At 63.0% G+C, this 17029-nt stretch carries 13 protein-coding genes and 2 pseudogenes; 9 read left to right on the forward strand and 6 right to left on the reverse strand.

What is annotated here, in order from left to right; translation table 11 throughout:
* Positions 1-81: 81 nt before the first annotated feature.
* Positions 82-225 (forward strand): annotated as a pseudogene (locus M3I53_RS35155) (aquaporin); the annotation flags it as partial.
* A 127-nt stretch (positions 226-352) separates the two neighbouring features.
* Positions 353-1069 (forward strand): histidine phosphatase family protein, encoded by a 717-nt coding sequence (locus M3I53_RS35160; RefSeq protein WP_254320378.1) that lies wholly within the window; start codon positions 353-355, stop codon positions 1067-1069.
* Positions 1070-1139: 70 nt separating this feature from the next.
* Here the strand turns inward: M3I53_RS35160 and M3I53_RS35165 are convergent, their stop codons facing one another.
* Together M3I53_RS35165 and M3I53_RS35170 are read right to left on the reverse strand one after the other, a co-directional pair.
* A complete protein-coding gene (locus tag M3I53_RS35165; protein WP_254320379.1) occupies positions 1140-1961 on the reverse strand; it encodes a Cof-type HAD-IIB family hydrolase in 822 nt (273 codons plus the stop codon).
* A gap of 93 nt (positions 1962-2054) precedes the next feature.
* Positions 2055-2951: a BadF/BadG/BcrA/BcrD ATPase family protein gene (locus M3I53_RS35170; RefSeq protein WP_254320380.1), complete on the reverse strand. Its 897-nt coding sequence runs from the start codon at positions 2949-2951 to the stop codon at positions 2055-2057.
* Positions 2952-3130: 179 nt separating this feature from the next.
* On the opposite strand from M3I53_RS35170, the gene M3I53_RS35175 reads away from it, so the two are divergent.
* Positions 3131-3727, forward strand: a complete 597-nt coding sequence (locus tag M3I53_RS35175) for a DNA-3-methyladenine glycosylase I (RefSeq protein WP_254320381.1) — start codon at positions 3131-3133, stop codon at positions 3725-3727.
* Between the two features lie 294 nt (positions 3728-4021).
* Complete coding sequence (locus M3I53_RS35180; protein WP_254320382.1) at positions 4022-4480, forward strand: hypothetical protein; 459 nt, start codon at positions 4022-4024, stop codon at positions 4478-4480.
* Between the two features lie 111 nt (positions 4481-4591).
* Here the strand turns inward: M3I53_RS35180 and rpsU are convergent, their stop codons facing one another.
* Together rpsU and M3I53_RS35190 are read right to left on the reverse strand one after the other, a co-directional pair.
* Positions 4592-4804, reverse strand: a complete 213-nt coding sequence (gene rpsU / locus M3I53_RS35185) for a 30S ribosomal protein S21 (RefSeq protein WP_004198205.1) — start codon at positions 4802-4804, stop codon at positions 4592-4594.
* 379 nt (positions 4805-5183) lie between these two features.
* Positions 5184-6125 (reverse strand): aldo/keto reductase, encoded by a 942-nt coding sequence (locus M3I53_RS35190; protein WP_254320383.1) that lies wholly within the window; start codon positions 6123-6125, stop codon positions 5184-5186.
* A 371-nt stretch (positions 6126-6496) separates the two neighbouring features.
* Here M3I53_RS35190 and M3I53_RS35195 point away from each other — a divergent pair, with 371 nt between their 5' ends.
* The 5 genes from M3I53_RS35195 to M3I53_RS35215 all read left to right on the forward strand — a co-directional run bounded on the left by M3I53_RS35195 (position 6497) and on the right by M3I53_RS35215 (position 13843).
* Positions 6497-7714, forward strand: coding sequence for a flagellin (locus M3I53_RS35195; protein WP_254320384.1), 1218 nt, complete (start codon positions 6497-6499; stop codon positions 7712-7714).
* A gap of 145 nt (positions 7715-7859) precedes the next feature.
* On the forward strand, positions 7860-9476 hold the full coding sequence (gene fliD / locus M3I53_RS35200; protein WP_254320385.1) for a flagellar filament capping protein FliD: 1617 nt from the start codon (positions 7860-7862) through the stop codon (positions 9474-9476).
* A gap of 23 nt (positions 9477-9499) precedes the next feature.
* On the forward strand, positions 9500-9799 hold the full coding sequence (fliT, locus tag M3I53_RS35205) for a flagellar protein FliT (RefSeq protein ID WP_254320386.1): 300 nt from the start codon (positions 9500-9502) through the stop codon (positions 9797-9799).
* 239 nt (positions 9800-10038) lie between these two features.
* Positions 10039-13170 (forward strand): tetratricopeptide repeat protein, encoded by a 3132-nt coding sequence (locus M3I53_RS35210; RefSeq protein ID WP_254320387.1) that lies wholly within the window; start codon positions 10039-10041, stop codon positions 13168-13170.
* 43 nt (positions 13171-13213) lie between these two features.
* Positions 13214-13843 (forward strand): trans-aconitate 2-methyltransferase, encoded by a 630-nt coding sequence (locus tag M3I53_RS35215; RefSeq protein WP_254320388.1) that lies wholly within the window; start codon positions 13214-13216, stop codon positions 13841-13843.
* Between the two features lie 153 nt (positions 13844-13996).
* On the opposite strand, the gene M3I53_RS35220 is transcribed toward M3I53_RS35215, so the two are convergent.
* On the reverse strand, positions 13997-15826 hold the full coding sequence (locus M3I53_RS35220) for an acetylglucosamine transferase (RefSeq protein ID WP_254320389.1): 1830 nt from the start codon (positions 15824-15826) through the stop codon (positions 13997-13999).
* Positions 15827-16020: 194 nt separating this feature from the next.
* A pseudogene (locus M3I53_RS35225) lies at positions 16021-17029 on the reverse strand (heme utilization protein); the annotation flags it as partial.

Raw genomic sequence — 17029 nt, forward strand, 5'->3', positions numbered from 1 at the left:
CGACTGCCTGGAATCTTGCATTTCCCGGTGCCGGTGCTTTACGCGGCCCCTTCAAGAATCGGCTTTTCGAGGTGTCACGCAATGCACTTATTCAGACGACTCATTGGCGAACTGATCGGCACTTTCTGGCTCGTTCCAGGCGGTTGCGGCAGTGCCGTGCTCGCGGCCAACTTCGCCGGCCCGGTTCACGGACCCGGTATCGGGTACGTGGGCGTGTCACTCGCGCCGAAGCCCGTTCGTCTTGCCGGCGCCAGGGGGTTCCGGCTGCGCGGCTGGCCGGGCCCGTGGTGGCCGCGCTGCTAGAATCGGGCGACCTTCCCATTGTCTTGCGACCTCGGACATCACGCCCAGCATGAAGCGCCCCCGCCCCCGGCCGATCCGGATCGCCCCGACGCTCGCCGCAGCGCTTGGCGCACTGCTATGCGCGTGCGCGCCGCTGCCGCATGCCAACGGACCCGCTAACGCCGGCGAGACCGCACAGACGAATACGAGTAGCGCGGCAACCGCACGCAACGTCGAAACGCTCATCTTCGTGAGGCATGGCGAAAAGCCCCCAGAAGGATTCGGCCAGCTCAACTGCAAGGGGCTGAACCGCGCGCTTGCGCTGCCGGCCGTGATCGCGGCCAAGTACGGCAAGCCCGATGCCATCTATGCGCCCGACCCCAGCGAGCAAAAGGAAGACAGCGGGCATTCCTACTACTACGTGCGCCCGCTCGCGACGATCGAGCCGACCGCGATCCAGTTCGGCATGCCGGTCCAGACGCCGTATGGCTATTCGAAGATCGACGCGCTGCAATCCACGCTCGTCGATCCGCAGTGGCGCGGCCGTACCGTGCTCGTTGCGTGGGAACATCGGGAAATCGAGACGCTCGTGGGCCGCATCGTCGCCGCGCACGGCGGCAGCGCGAGCGATGTGCCGCGCTGGGAGAGCGCGGACTTCGACAGCATCTACGTGGTGCGCATCGACTGGAGTGGCGCCGACGCGCGCGCACGTTTCTCGCACGAGCGCGAAGGGCTCGACGCGCGCGCGGATGACTGCCCGTGCGCGCAATTGCCCGCCGCGCAGTAACCCTCCCGCCGTTACCGTTCGGATGGAATCGCTACAGCGGTGACGGCGCTAGCGGCCGCGCCCACGTGAATTACGACGCGAGTTCGTCGTCGAGCGCGAACAGCTTGCGAAGATGATGCGCGACACCGGCTTCGAAGTTGTTGCCGATGCGCGGCACCCGGGGCAGCCGCTTGATGAGATCGGGATTGGCATTGTTCATCATGAACGGATGACCCGCCGTTTCGAGCAGATCGATATCGTTCATGTTGTCGCCGAACGCGACGCACCCCCCGGCGTCCACGCCGAGCCGCTCGAGCACGACGCGCAGCGCGCGGCCCTTCGAAACGCCGGCCACCATCACTTCGAGGCAATCGGGCAAGGAGTAGGTGACGTAGAGCGCGTCGCCGAACTTGCGCGCGAGATTCTGCGCGACGTGTGCGAGATCTGCCGGATCGCCGATATAAAGCGCCTTGGCGATGCCTGCGCCTGCGTAGTCGCGCAGATCCGCCACGCGGTACTCGAAGCCCGAGTCCTGGTGATACGCGAGCAGTTCGGGCGCATCGCGGTCGATGAGCCAGGCATCGTCGGTATAGAGGCTCACGATCAGGCGGCCGTGCGCGCCCACCGTTTCGGCGGCGACAAGACGCTCGACCATTGGCGCATTCAGATTGCTCGCGTGGATCAGCGTGTCGTCGGGCGCGTGCACGCGCGCCCCGTTCGCAGTAATGAGATACGGGCGGATGCCTAGCACGTCGCGAATGCCAGCGACGTCGCAATAGTGGCGACCGGTCGCGATCACGAACGGCAGCCCCTGTGCATCGAGCGCGCCCAGCGTGGCAACCGTGAACGGATCGACCTGATGGTCGCTATTGAGCAGCGTTCCGTCGAGATCGGTTGCAATGACCTTGTACATGGTGACCAGACAGCTAGCGGGAAACGTTGAATCGTAGCATTTGCGGCACGGCTATGCCCTTGACCTACGTTCGTGCACCTCGTCGCCCGCCATTCAGCTGCCCGCGGCGGCGTGCGTCAGCCGCTGGGCTTCCATTTGCGCGAGCCTAAGCGCCCCGGTCGTGGAATCGGAGAGCGGCGCACGCAGGCGATCGCGCACCGCTTGCGGGACCCACTCGCGCAGAGGCTGACCGAGGCCGCCCGAGAGCGCCGCCGGCAGCTTGCCCGAAGGATCGAGTGCGGTGATGAGTTTGGCGATTTCCACGCCGGCTTCGGCGAGCAGTCTGGCGACGAACGGATGTTCGCGATGCGCGAGCACGACCGGCGCGAGGCTGGCATAGGCCGTCTGGTTCGCCGCGCACTGCCACACGATGAGACTGTCGCGATCGGTGGCCCGCGCGTGTGCAAGGAGGGCCCGGGCAAGGTCGTCCATGGGCACGCGTTCATCGAGCGCCTGCTGCGCCCAGACAATCGCGCGCAGGCCGAACCACGCGCCGCTCGCTTCGTCGCCCGAGGGAAAGCCGAAACCGCCCGCAATGCGGCATTGGCCGTCCTCACCGAGCACCGCCGCGATGCTGCCCGTGCCGAGGGCGACCACCACGCCCGGCGCGCCCCCGTGCGCGCCCAGCAGCGTCGTGTAGGCGTCGCTTTCTACCGCGAGTCCGGCCACTGGGGGCGCGGCAGCGAGAAACGGCGCCAGCCAGTCGGGATTGTTTACGCCAGCGAGCCCGCAGCCAAGCACGCATTGCGACCAGTCGAGCGCAAGCCCCGCCTGCGTAAATGCCGCCCGGCAGCCTTCCTCGATCGATTGCCAGGCCCGTTCGATACCGAGCCCCAGCCCCGACGGCCCCGCAGCGCCGCGCGCGAGTTCGAGGCCGTTCGTGTCGCCAAGCGCGATGCGCGTGCCCGTGCCGCCGCCGTCCACGCCAATCAACCAGGTGTATTTCTGCATGATGTCCGCCGCGCCTCGCGCGCCTGAAAGTCCGGTTCGAAAGCGAAAATTCTTATCGTGCCGCAGAGACTAACGGCTTACCAGGGTTCGCACAATCGGCCATCCGGCCAGGGTGGCGGCGCGGCGCCGATCCGCTATGCTTGCGTGGCTCGAACGACGTCTCGCAAGGAGAACTTACCGTGACACACCGCTGCAACTGGGTATCGGCTGGCGCGTCGCCGCAGTATGTGCAATACCACGATGAGGAGTGGGGCGTGCCGTCGCGGGACGACCAGCATCTGTTCGAAATGATCGTGCTCGAAGGCGCGCAGGCGGGACTCTCGTGGTCCACGATACTCAACAAGCGCGAAGGCTATCGTCGCGCTTTTGCCAACTTCGATATCGCGCAGGTTGCACGCTTTACGCCCAAACACGTCGAAACGCTTGTGCAGGACGCCTCGATCGTGCGAAACCGGGCCAAGATCGAGGCCGCCATCGCGAACGCCCGCGCCGTGCAGCAAATCCAGGCGGAACACGGCTCGCTCGCGAAGTTCGTCTGGTCGTTCGTGAACGACACGCCAATCCAGAACGATCTCGCTTCGTATCGCGACGCGCCGGCCTCCACCGAGGTCTCGGACGCCCTTAGCAAGGCGCTCAAGAAATACGGCTGCAAATTCGTTGGCACGACGATCTGTTACGCGTTCATGCAGGCGGTCGGCATGGTCAACGACCATGAGCGCGACTGCATGTGCCGCGAGGCTTGCGCAGCGCTTGGCAAAAGGAAGCGCCGCGCCTGAGCGCAGCGAAACTCGCGCGACTCGGGAAAGCCCCGCGCGGGGCGGGATGCGCCTCGCGAATCTTTGTCCCGCATGGCCTTGTGACACGCCAGAGCGATTGCGCCGGGCGCCGGCCGACTCACTATTTGATCGCTACGGTGCGCCGCCCCACGGTTTTCCAGCGGCGTGCCGTTATAACGGGAAGTGAATGCAAGCGCGTCAGGGGAACGGGTAGTGATGCCGGCTGGGAGGCCGGCGGCGCCGCATTAGAAGGGAATTAACCTGTGCCCGGCAGCCCGGCAACAGGGGGTTGAAATGAAAAACGTCCGCTTCCTGAGTCATCAGGAGATCTTCGACCGCGCGGTGGCCCATCTCTTTGGCCAAGGGCGCGCGGCACTTCTTCCACGCGGCGGCGGCGCCTACCGGGGCGGCGGCTGTGGCGGCGGCTCCGGCAGTGCGCATAGCTACGGCGGTTGCCCGGTCGGCAGCTTCATCCGGCCGCGCGACTATATGAGCGCCATGGAAGGCATTCCCGTGCGCTACCTCGGCCGTGAGACGAATGACGTGCCGCTCTATATGGATGTGGGCGTTGCCGCGCTGAAAAAAGCGCTGCTGCGTGCCCACATCAATATTTACGACCCCGCTACGATCAGTCTGCTCAGTTGCCTGCAGAACGTGCACGACGTATTTGGCGTGTGGGAATGGCGCGAACGCCTTTGTTCGATTGCCGTCCAGTTCGGCTTGTCACCCGAGCAGCTAAGGGACGCCGCCTGATAGCGGCCGGCGCGTAGGTTCTATGCACGAACACGCACAAACGCAAACGGCGGCGCAGCTTCTTGCGAAGCATGCGCCGCCGTCTGGCGGAACACCGAAAAGCGAAAAAGCTTAGTGGAGCTTCTTCGGCAGCATCTGGCTGCGCAGGCGCTTGTGCAGGCGCTTCACAGCAGCTGCCTTCTTGCGCTTGCGAACTGCCGTCGGCTTTTCGTAAGCTTGACGCTCACGCAGCTCGGCGATCAGGCCGTTCTTTTCGATTGCACGGCGGAAGCGGCGAATCGCCACTTCGAACGGCTCGTTTTCCTTCAGAAGAATCGTCGTCATGTATTTCCTAACTCAAATCGCTTAATACGGTTCAAAGGCGCGAGCGTCAAAGCCGCTCACGCGCCGGCCCTCCGGTCGTTCGCCACGCTGGGGCTAAACGAGAGGCAAGGCGGCCACGGAGGCCGGAAAAGAGAAGTAGGGGGTTCACAGCGGAACGCGATCAGGTCGACCTTGCTGCAACACACCTGACCGCCGGTTTGCGGCCGCCAACAGTAACGAACACGGCAACAAAACAGGCAAAGATCTCAATTCACTCCCAATCTTATCAGGAAAAGATCTGCCTGACCAGGGTTTCTTGATTCAACTCAGGGACTTGCGCGGCTTGCCACGACTGCCGCGCGCCCTGTCGATTAGGACACCTGGATGAATCCCTTTCCCGTCAGGCGCTCGCGTCGTTGATCGCCTGGATGTCGGCCGGATCGAGCTTCAACCGCACCGCCGCCGCAAGGCTCTCCAACTGATCCAGCGAGGTCGCGCTCGCGATCGGCGCGGTAATGCTCGGGCGCGCGATCAGCCATGCCAGCGCAACCGCCGCGAGCGTGCTGCCGTGGCGCTCGGCCACATAGTCGAGCGCCGCCAGGATCCGGATGCCGCGGTGATCGAGGTACTTCTCGACGCGCGAGCCGCGCGTGCTCTTCGCGAGATCCTCGCGCGAGCGGTACTTGCCCGAGAGAAAGCCGCTCGCAAGGCTGTAATAGGGCACGACCGCGAGTTTCTGGGCCATGGCAACCGGTTCGAGATCGGCCTCGTAGCGGGCGCGGTCGTACAGGTTGTATTCGGGCTGGATGATCTGGTACGCGGGCAGGCCCGACTTCGCCGAAACCGCGAGTGCGTCTTCGACGCGCGCGCCCGTGTAGTTCGACGCGCCGATCACCCGGACCTTGCCGGCCTCGATCAGCCGCTGATACGCGCCGAGTGTTTCCTCGAGCGGGACTTTCTGGTCGTCCTCGTGCGAGAAGTACACATCGATGTAATCGGTCTGCAGACGACGCAGCGAATCCTCCACGGCAGCCGCGATGTTGGCGGCGGAAAGCCCCGGGCGGCGCGCGTCTTTTGCGACCTTCGTTGCGATTACCACCTTGTCGCGTTTGCCGCTCTTCGCAATCCACTTGCCGATGATCGTCTCCGACTCGCCGCCCCGGTTGCCGGGCACCCAGGCTGAGTAGACGTCGGCGGTGTCGATGAAGTTGAGGCCGGCGTCGGTGAAGGCGTCGAGGATCGAGAACGAGGTGGCTTCGTCTGCGGTCCAGCCGAAGACGTTGCCGCCAAACATGAGCGGGGCGACCTGCAACGAGGAAGTGCCGATCCTGCGTAGTTCCATGGGGCCTCCAGAAAAAAGGGCGAACGGGGAACCGCTGAGGATACGCCGCCTCGCGGCGCGCTGCAGCGGGCAGGGGCGCCACCGCGGGCGCGCCGTCGTGGGCGCCGCACTAAACCACGCGCCATGTCTGCCGTAAACACGCTTGCAAACTGCAAGACGCATGAACGCGTAAGGGAAGCGAGAAGCACGGAGCGCGGCGCAACAGGACTTTTTATGCATCGCGCAAATGAGGTCTCGATTGTCGGTGCTTCCCCTCAAGTTTTTTTTACCGACGCCGACAACCTTCACTGAGGCGGCCAGCAATGAAAGATTGCACCCGCCGCGGCCATAGTGGCTTGTAACGGGCTTTCAGCCCGCTTAGGAGAATTTCCATGCTCGGAATTAACAGCAACATCAACTCGCTCGTCGCGCAACAGAACCTGACGGGCTCGGGCAGCGCGCTGTCGCAAGCAATCACGCGCCTGTCGTCGGGTAAGCGCATCAACAGCGCAGCTGACGATGCAGCAGGCCTCGCGATCTCGAACATCATGCAGACCCAGATCAACGGTCTGAATCAGGGTGTGTCGAACTCGAATGATGGCGTTTCGCTGGTTCAAACGGCATCGAGCGGTCTCTCGTCCCTGACGAGCAGCCTGCAGCGTATCCGCCAGCTGGCCACGCAAGCAGCCAACGGCTCGATGACCTCCGACGACCGTGCAGCACTGCAACAGGAAGTGAACCAGCAAGTTTCGGAAATCAACCGTATCGCTTCGCAAACGACGTACAACGGCATGAACGTGCTGAACGGCACGCTCGGTACCGTGTCGTTCCAGGTCGGCGCGAACGTCGGTCAGACGATCAGCCTGAGCCTGAACCAAGACATGTCGGCGGCTTCGATCGGCAGCGGCGTGCCGCAAGCTGGCCAGACGCTCGGCTCGTACACCGGCCTGAGCCTGAACTCGGACGGCACGGCTGATGTCAACGCAAACGGCGGTTCGGTTGCCGGCGCAGCAATCAGCTCCATCAACGTGGTTTCCGACGGCAGCGGCGGCTTCACGTTCACGGACCAGAACAACCAAGCGCTGAATTCGACGGCCGTCAACGCTCTGTTCTCGGCAACCGGTGCTACGGTTACCGCAGACGCCAACGGCAACGGCGTTATCCTGGGCTCGGGCACGGCACTGTCGCTCACCGATACGAACCTCCAGAATCTGGATGTGGCAGCGACCTCCGGCGCGGGCAACTCGACGGCCGAAGCCGCAGTGACGTCGCAGATCAACTCCTACAACGTGCCGACGGATGTTGCAAACGTCAACATCAGCACGGCAAGCGGCGCAAGCATGGCCATGGAGTCGATCGACAACGCACTGAACACGCTGAACAACCTGCAGGCAACGCTCGGCGCAGCGCAAAACCGCTTCACGGCAATCGGCACCACGCAGCAAGCTCAGTCGACCGACCTGTCGACCGCCCAGTCGTCGATCCAGGACGCCAACTTCGCAGAAGAAACGGCGAACCTGAGCAAGGCGCAAGTGCTGCAGCAAGCTGGTATCTCGGTGCTCGCACAAGCGAACTCGCAACCGCAGCAGATCCTGAAGCTCCTCCAGTAATACGAGCTTCTCTAGCCCAAGCGTTGCGCGCCCGGCCGCCATACCCGTGAGCGCAACGCAAGCCAATCGGGAGGATCGCCTCCCGATTGGCGTTTTGCAGACTTGAACCGATTCACACTGCAACGCCGACGCACGGAGCCCCTTCATGTCCACCGTATCCAGTTCGACAGCCAGCACGATCGCGAGTAGCGTCGCCGCTACAACCGCAGCGAGCAACGCCGCTTTGCAGCAAGCCGCCCAGTCGATCGTCAGCGGCTCGACCGGCAACTCGTCGATGGACGTGAACTCGCTCGTCACCGCGCTCGTCAATGCCAAGACTGCCGGCACGGCCGCTACGATCAGCGCCGAGCAGACGCAAGACAACACCGAGATTTCCGCGTACGGCGCGCTTTCCGCCGCGCTTTCCGCACTTCAGGCAGGCCTCTCGCCGCTCTCGGACGGCACGACCCTCAATGCATTCAGCACGACGCTCAGCGGCACCGGCATTACGGCCACCGCAGGCAGCGGCGCGGCAGCCGGGTCATACTCGCTCGACTTGAAACAAGTGGCGCAGGCCCAGGTGCTCACCTCGACCGGCTACGGCGCAACAACGGCGCTCGCCTCGGGCACGTCGACAATGACGCTGACGGTCAACGGTGCAAGCACCACGATCTCCCTCAACAGCAGCAATAGCACTGTTGCAGGCATTGCATCGGCGATCAACTCGGCCAGCAACAATCCGGGGGTGACGGCAACGGTCGTCAATGGCGCAGACGGTGCCCACCTCGTGTTGCATTCGACCTCGACGGGTGCTTCGAACGGCATCAGCATCGCGATCAACGATACGAACTCCAGCGATGCGCTGAATAGCCTCGCGGTGACGACCACGGCAGGCACGGCGATCACGAGCGCGAGCGCGACCTCGAGCGACCTCACTGCCAACCAGTCGACGCTCTCGTACACCAATAGCAGCGGCACGACGGTGAGTGGCGTCACGAGCACGGGCACGTGGACGCAGTCCACTGCTGCCCAGGACGCCTACTTCACGATTGACGGCACCGGCGCGACCAGCACGACGAACACCGTGACCTCGGCGCTGCCCGGCGTCACGCTGAACCTCACTGCAGCGGCAGTCGACACGTCGAGCACGGGCAGCGGCGCACAGACGCTCACGGTTTCGCAGAACACGAGCGCCGAATCCAGCGCAATCAACAATTTCGTCACGCTGTACAACACGCTCGTGACGACGATGGCCACGCTCACGTCGTTCAGCTCGACCTCGACGTCGCAAGGCGTGCTGCTCGGCGACTCGACGCTGAACATGATTCAGAACCAGCTCGCGACGATCGTCGCAACGGGCGTGAAGAGCGGCAGCACCACGACCAGCCTTGCTTCGATCGGCGTCACGCTGAATTCGGACGGCTCGCTCTCGGTCGACAATGACACGCTGAACACCGCGCTGCAGAATAATCAGTCGACCGTAGCAGCGCTGTTCAATTCGACCACCGGCGTGGCCGCCCAGTTGAACAACAACATCACGAGCTATTCGTCGAGCACGGGCGTCATTACGACGCGTACTAACTCGATCCAGACTGACCTGACGAACCTCTCGACACAGCAGTCGAATCTCGCCGATTACCAGTCGCAGCTCACCAGCATGTACACTGCGCAGTTCACCGCGCTCAACACGCTGATGGCGACGATGAACAGCAACCAGCAGTACCTCACGCAGCTCTTCGGCGGCACCAACAGCGCTGGCGCGCTGGCCACCAACAAGAGCTAAGCGCATCCAGCAGGAGAGACGACATGGAATTCGCTGCGCCCATCGATCGCATCTGGCAGATCACGAAAGACATCGAGCAGGCGGCAGCCGTCGGCGAGTGGGAAAAGGCGGCCGAGCTCGCGAACGAGCGTTCGCCGCTACTCATGTCGCTCTCCGCGAAGCAAACGGGCGCCGCGCTCGACGTGCTCAAGCAGGTTCACGCGATCGACGCGCGAGTCGCCGCGGCGGCACAGTCGGCACAGACCGCACTGAGCGCCGAATTCCGCACGGCGATGCAGGCTACGCGGAACGTGAACCAGTATCAGCGCGTCGCGCAGTTCTGAAACCCAGCCCTCGCTGCGCCCTCACGAACAACAACCAACGATTGCGTCCTGCGCATTTGCGTATCTCGGCTCGCCTCGTGCGGGCCTTTTCTTTGCGCGCCTTTTTTTCGCACCGGTCAACGCCCCCTCTGGCGGTCGAATTGGCGGCCGTTTTGACGCCAACTCGGCGCATTACCGGAAGCGATCGGCCTCCATAATTTCCTTACCATTGCTTCCTGCGGCGCAAGCTCGCCTTTGTCATGACTGCCTTCCCGACTCCGACCGACACCATCGCGCTGGCCCCCGATTCGCAGCCAGCACGCGACATCGAACTCGCCATGATGGAAACCGCGATCGAACATCATCGCAAGAAGGAATACGGGCCTGCCGCCGCACTCTACGCTGCCGTCCTTGAGCGTGTAAGCGATCATCTGGACGCCCACTACCATCTTGGCGTGCTGCGCATGCAAACGGACCAGCCAGCCGAGGCCGTGGCGCATTTTGAAGCCGCGCTTGGTCAGGTGCCGGCAAATGCGCAAATATGGGTCTACTACATCAACGCCCTTGTTGGAAGCAGTCAGCTGGAAACGGCTCGGATCGCACTCTCCATCGCGCATCGGGAATACGGCCTTCCTGCAGAGGCCGTCGAGACGTTGAGCGCTCGTATCAGCCAGCCCAATGCCTCGAACAAGGCCGCGCCGACACCCTCGCCCGCAGCCGCGGCGGACAGCGAAACGCCTGTGCAAGAAGCGCCTGCAACCGCGAAAGCAGCGGAAACGGTGGAAGCCGCGGCCACCGGGCAAAACGATACGCGCCGTGCAACTCCGCGCGAGCTGCGCGAATTTGCGCAGCTCGCCGGCACTGGAAAACTCGATGCCGCGCTGAAGTTTGCCCAACGCCTCACGAAGCAATATCCGTCGCATGGCGAATGTTGGCTTGCGCTCGCAACCACCCTGCGAAACGCGGGCCAGTATCCAGAGTCCGTTAGTGCCGCGGAGCGTGCCGCCGACTTGCTGCCCAACGATCTCATCGCCCAGACCATGCTGACCGACGGGCTGCTTGTCACCCGCCAGTACCGGAAAGCAGAAGTACGCTGCCGTCAGGGCCTCGAAAGGCATCCTGAATGCGTAGCACTGCATCGCACGCTGGGGAGTGCCTTGCAGGCTTTGGGCCAACACGCCGAGGGGCTCGTCCATGCCCGGCGTGCAGTGGAACTGGCACCGAACGACGCTCTCGAAGTCGACGCGCTTGGCAACGCCCTGATGCTGCATGGGCTGTATGACGAAGCGGAATCCACCTTTCGCCGTGCACTTGAACTGGCACCCACGCAGGCCGCAACACGCAGCAACCTGCTGTTCTGCCTGATGCACAAGATCGACCTCGATGCCGCAAGCGCATTCGCGGAATTCCGCGAGTTCGCGACACACCAGGAAGCCCCCCTGCGCGCGCGCTGGCCGAAGCATGCCAATGATCGCAATCCGTCACGGCGCCTGAAAGTCGGCTTCGTTTCGGGAGACCTGGTCAATCACCCAGTCGCTTATTTCTTTCTCTCGGTGCTGGAGTATCTGGCGCACGACCCCGACCTGTCCCTGCACATTTACTCGAACTATGTGGTCAGCGACGGATTCACGAAGGAAATCCGGGCACACGCGCACGAGTGGCACGAAGTCTTCAGCCTGAACGCCACCGCATTCGCGCAGAAGATCCGCGACGACGGCATCGACATTCTGATCGACCTGTCTGGCCATACCGGCCGCAACCGGCTCGTGACCTTCGCGCACAAACCGGCGCCGGTCCAGGTCAGTTGGATCGGCAATCCGGCCACAACCGGCCTGACGGCCGTCGACTATTACATGTCAGACCGTTTCGTCACGCCGCTCGAACAGTTCGCCGATCAGTTCTCCGAAAAGCTCGTGTTCCTCCCGGCGCTCGCGCCATTCAAGCCTCACCCGCAAGCACCGGACGTGAACGCGTTGCCGGCCCTAAAAAACGGCTACCTGACGTTCGGCAGTTTCAGCCGGCTCGTGAAGGTCGGGCCGGAAGTTGTCGCGCTCTGGGCACGCGTGCTGCGCGAGGTGCCGAATTCACGCATGCTCATCGGCGCCATTACGGCGCCGGAGCAAATGAGCAAGCTCGCGAAAATGTTCGCGGACGAAGGAGTCTCCCCGCAGCGCATCGGCTTTCTGCAGCGCAAAGGGGTGACGACCTACTTGCAGCAGCACAATCTGATTGACGTGTGCCTCGACGCGTTCCCGTTCGCCGGTTCGACCACCACGATGCAGGCCCTGTGGATGGGCGTGCCCACCATGACCCTGCCCAGCGTTTCGATGGCGAGCCGCGGCAGCACGGGATGGCTGTCGCACCTCGGGCTCGACGAGGCATTCGTCGCGCGCGACAAGGAGGACTTCGTGCGCAAATGCGCCGCGCTGGCCGACGATCTCGATGCGCTCGCAACGGTGCGCCGCGAGCTTCGTCAGCATTGCATGCAGTCGCCGCTCATCGACGCCAGAACGATCGCCGATGCCGCGTCGCGTGCGCTGCGCATCATGTGGCAGCGATGGTGCGACGGGCTTGAACCCGAGCATTTCGAGGTGCTGGCGCAGACCGGGAATACGCCGGCGTTGCCGGTCGCAGCCCCGGCGCGCGAACCGCAACCGGTGGTACGACAAACCATAGTCATCGACACCGGCGGCCTTCCCGCAGGTATGAAACCCATTCGCTTCGTCTGCGGGACGCGTTGCAACCGCCAGCAGTTCTTTAGCGAAACGGCGCTCGGGCGCTCGCTCAATCTCTACGAAAGCCTGCCCGGTTTACAGCTTCAGTTGTTCGACAACAATACGCGCGGACTCTCCAGCATCTACAACGAGGCAATCGATTACGCGACGCAGCATCCGGCCATTCTCGTATTCGTTCACGATGACGTCTGGCTTAGCGATAACTTCTGGAACGAGCGTATCCGTGAGTCACTCGCCCGTTTTGACTTAGTGGGTCTGGCCGGCAACGTGCGCCGTTTGCCGCGCCAGCCGGCATGGTGCTATCCCACGCCAGACCTGCGCCGAGAAGAGCCCCAGTACGTGAGCGGAACCGTCGCTCATGGCAAGGGATTCCCAAGCAAAAACGTATTGACGTTCGGCCCTTCCGGAAAGGAATGCAAGCTCCTCGACGGCCTGCTGTTGATTGCCGATAGCGAAACGATCAACCGCCGCGAGTTGCGTTTCGATGAGCAGTTCAAGTTCCACTTTTACGATATGGACTTCTGCCGCCAGGCCGAACTCAAGGGCCTGCGCATGGGGACGTGGTCGCTAAGCGTGGTTCATGAAAGCGTCGGCTCGTTTGGATCGCGCTCGTGGCGCGACGGTTACGATCTTTATTTAAGCAAATATAAGGAGTAGTACGGTGGATCAAACTCCTGTTCACCAGAATCACAACCCAGATTTGCTCAAGCTCATGCCAGCAAGTGCCCGGCGCGTGGTGGAAGTGGGTTGCAGTTCCGGTGCTTTGGCGCGCGAATATAGAAAATTGAATCCGGCGGTGCATTACACCGGCATCGAAATTGTTCCGGCGTATGCCGAGATGGCGCGCGAGCATTGTGACCGTGTAATCGATGTGGATATCGAACAGGTACCCGTCGAGAAATTGCGCACGGACTTCGACGCCGACTGCTGGGTCTTCGGAGACGTGCTCGAACATCTTTACGATCCCTGGGCGCTCTTGAAGAAAATCCGCGGGTCGATGGATCGTGGCGGGTGCGTCGTGGCGTGCATTCCCAACGCGCAGCACTGGAGTGTGCAGGCGCGTTTGAGCATTGGCGATTTCCGGTATCAGGATTCCGGATTATTCGACCGCACGCATATCCGCTGGTTTTCGCGCGTCACGATGCTGGAAATGTTTCGCAACGCAGGGTTTATCGTCGACGCCGGCAAGGCCCGCGTATTCAACGAACCGCAACGCGAAGCCTTTTTGCCCGTTATTCGCGCGATGGCGACTGCAGCGGGCGCCGATGCGAACGTTGCGGTCGAGGACTCGAAAGCACTCCAGTACGTGTTCAGGGCGAGCGTTCAGTGAGCACAATCTAACGGTAGTTCGCAACACCATCGCCTCAGCCCGCCGCGCGGGCTTTTTTCTTCCGTGCGAGGCGCAGGCCGGTCCGGCGTTCGGCCCACGCAACTGGCGCGGCACCAGTCAATATGCTGCGCGTCTGCTTTCCATGCCGTTCCCCTACGCGGCGAGTTCGCCCACCACGCGCTTGAAGTGCTTCTCGAGATTGCGCACGAACTTAGGCGTATCGTAAAGCACCCCGCTCTCCTTGACCTGCGCAAGCTCGCCTCGCAGGCGGCGCAGTTCAGCCGGGTCGTGCGCGAGTGCGACCGCCTTTTCCTCGTAGTCTTCCCAAGTATGGGTAATCAGCTCCGGCAGCCCGGCCGCGGTCAGGAGCGCGCCGGCCATGCGTGAGGCGAACGCCTGGCCGGAGCAGGTCAGAAGCGGTAGGCCGGCCCAGAGCGCGTCGTTGGCCGTCGTGCCCGCGTTGAACGGGAACGTGTCGAGGAACAGGTCGGCGACAAGGTAGCGGGCGAGATAGTCTTCGGGCGTCACTCGCGGCGCGAACACGAGGCGTTGCGGATCGACGCCACGCTTTTCCGCTTCCTTGCGCAGATTGGCTTGCGCCCAGACGTTGTCCGCGAGCAGCCAGAGCACGCTGCCTGGCACGCGCGAGAGAATGCGCATCCAGACGTCGAAGACCTCTGGCGTGTATTTGAAATTGTTGTTGAACGAGCAGAACACAATGCCGTCTTCAGGCAACCCGCTATCCTTGCGTGACGGCGCCGCGGCAATCACGCGCTGGCGGTCGCTCACCTGATAGACGTCGGGCATGTAGAGCGGCGTTTCGGTGTAGTACTTCGCAGACTTCTTCGGGATGACGAACTGATCGGCGACGACATAATCGATGAACGGGAAGCCCGTTGTGGCGACGAGTCCGAGATACGTCACCTGGATCGGAGCCGGGCGCGCGGCGAGAATCTGCGGGCGCGCACCGAGTGTCTGGCCGTGCAGGTCGACGAGAATGTCGATCTCGTGCTTGCGGATCAGCTCCGCTGCCTCCTGATCGGTGAGGCCGTCGATGCGCTCGAAATGATCCATGCCGCGAATCACGCGCTGGCGCAGCGCCGAGCCGTCTTCCTTGGTCCAGCAAAAGCCGTACACCTCAAAGCGCTTGCGGTCGTGCAGTTCGAACAGTTCGGCCGCCAGCATGGCGATCGGATGAAGGCACAGATCTGAAGAGAGATATCCGATACGGATCTTCTTGTGTCCGTAGTTTTTCTTCTCCGCCAATGCGGGCACGTCGCAATTGAGCTTGGCGGCGACGAAGTTGCGCGCGGCGGCAAGCTGCTCCTCGAGATCGTCCGATTGGGAGATCATTCCGAGAGCTGACGTCGAGCGGCGCATCAGTGCGGGATCGACGCCTGGCAGTGACACGTAGACCGGCCATTCGCAGGCACGCGCGCGCAGGAAAACGAGGTGATGCAGCACGTCCGGCTGCGATGGATCGACTTCCAGGCTCTTGATGAGCCAGTTCATCGCCTCACCGTAGTTGCGCTTGTTCTCATGAATCCGCCCCAGATTGTTGAACGCCTGTATGCGCAATGGCGCGTTCTCGGGATCGGTGGGCGAGGTAGTATTCGCAACCCACGTCCATTCGGCAATCGAGGCGTCGATCCGGTCGACACGCTCGTAGATGATGGCAAGGTTGACGTGCGCTTGCGCAAACGAAGGCGCAAGCTCGACGACGCGCAGAAAAGCGCTCTTCGCCTCTTCGGTCATCCCGAGCGCGTTGTAGCTCGCGCCGAGATTGAACAAAACAAAATGATTGAACGGCGTGCTGTTGCGGGCGAGCCAGGTCTGGTAAAGCACAGCAGCCAGTTCATGCTGGCCGGCTGCGCCAAGCTGCGAACAGTAATCAACGACCTCATTCAGGCTGAGGCCTCCGCGCCAGGCCGACACGAGCTTGCCTGTGTATCCGGCATCGACCGGATTCGTCTGGGAAATCATAAGTAGATGGAGTTGAGCAAACGTTGTCGGACAGTCGCCTCAAATGGCAGTAGCCCTCAATAAAAGAGGCCAAGCTTACCGTGAGGTGGTAGGCCTGGCCTCGTGAACAAAACTATCTGTCGTATCTCCGATACGCCCCTCACGCGGCCCTTTCGGGCGCGCGCGAGGACGTAGCCGTGCGCTAGCTTCGGCGCTTAGTGGACATGCAGCGCCTGGAGCTGATCGCTGCTGAGACCCGCCACCTGTGCCGACGTCAGCGCGTTGACCTGAGCACTGGTCAGCGAGTTCAGCTGGCTGGTGGTCAAGCCGTTGGCCAACTGGCTGCTGGTCAGGCCCGAGATCTGGCTCGTCGTCAGGCTCTGCAGAGCGCTGCTGCCGAGCCCCGCGAGACCCGCGGTCGACAGCGAGCCGACTTGACTCGAGCTGAGCGACTTCGCTTCGGCCGTCGTCAGGTTCTGGAGCTGCGACGAACCGAGGCTCGAGAGCTGCGCGGTGCTCAGACCAGCCACCTGACCCGTCGTCAGCGAGGCGATTGCCAGCGTTGCGAGCTGGGCCGTGCTCAGTGAATTCAGCGTTGCCGTGCTCAGCGCCTGCACCTGCGTGCTGCTCAGCGAAGCGATACCCGCCGTGCCGAGACCCGCCGCGAGTTGCGAGCTGTTCAGCGCCTTGAGGTCAGCCGAGTTCAGCTGTTGCACCTGCGTCGAGTTCAGCGCCGCGAGCTGGCCCGTGCTCAGACCCGAGACCTGGGCGCTCGTCAGCAGGTTCACCGACAGCGTCGCCAGCTGCGACGTCGTCAGCGCGTTGAGCGCCGTCGAGGTCAGCGACTGCACTTGCGACGACGTCAGCTGGCCAATGCCCGCCGAGCCCAGTGCCTGTACTTCTGCCGTGTTCAGCGCGTTCAGGTCCGCCGTGCCGAGCTGCGCAACCTGGCTGGACGTCAGCGCCGCGATGCCCGCCGAACCCAGACCGTTCACAACCTGGTTAGTGCTCAGCGCCTTGATGTCAGCCGAACCCAGCTGCTGGACCTGGCTCGAAATCAGGCTCGACAGCTGGCCCGTGCTCAGACCGGCCACCTGACCCGTCGTCAGCGAGGCGATTGCCAGCGTTGCGAGCTGGGCCGTGCTCAGTGCGTTCAGCGCCGTCGTGGTCAGCGACTGCACCTGCGTGCTGGTCAGCGAGGCGATGCCTGCCGTGCCAAGACCG

The organism is Paraburkholderia sp. CNPSo 3272 (assembly GCF_024206495.1).
Lineage (GTDB): Bacteria > Pseudomonadota > Gammaproteobacteria > Burkholderiales > Burkholderiaceae > Paraburkholderia.